The organism is Planktothrix sp. PCC 11201, from assembly GCF_900009135.1.
In the GTDB taxonomy this organism is placed as follows: domain Bacteria; phylum Cyanobacteriota; class Cyanobacteriia; order Cyanobacteriales; family Microcoleaceae; genus Planktothrix.
The window spans coordinates 1-440 of record NZ_LT797781.1 but is presented as its reverse complement, the minus strand read 5'-3'; the positions used below and the strand labels follow the sequence as shown (position 1 = coordinate 440).

Annotated in this window: 1 protein-coding gene; it reads right to left on the bottom strand. The window is 45.9% G+C overall.

Features of this window, described 5'->3' with window-relative positions:
• On the bottom strand, nt 1–440 hold a 440-nt coding region (locus tag PL11201_RS26685; protein WP_159451591.1), incomplete at both ends, for an Ig-like domain-containing protein.

Genomic DNA, 440 nt, shown 5'->3' with positions numbered 1-440 from the left:
GTTGTAATGTCATTGACGGTGACAAAACTTCCTGCGGTGACGGGTGTACCGTTTAAAGTCAGGCTTCCGGTTGTTGGTAGGGTGGTAATTTTGACTTGAGCGAAGTTATTGTTATCGAGACTATCGCTGAAACCAAAGTCATTTGTTGTGAAGGTATAAGCGATGTCCTCATTGGTGGTGACGGTTTTGTCTGTTCCTGATGGCTCATCGTTAACCGGAGTCACATTGATGGTTAAGGTATTGGGTGATTGGTCAAGGTTGACATCCCCATTATTGGCTGTCCCGCCATCATCTTGAACTTGGAAGGTAAAGTTGGCGTAGTTATTACCGTTTTGGTTGGGAGCCGGGGTAAATTTTAGGTTTCCCGTTGTAATGTCATTGACGGTGACAAAACTTCCTGCGGTGACGGGTGTACCGTTTAAAGTCAGGCTTCCGGTTGT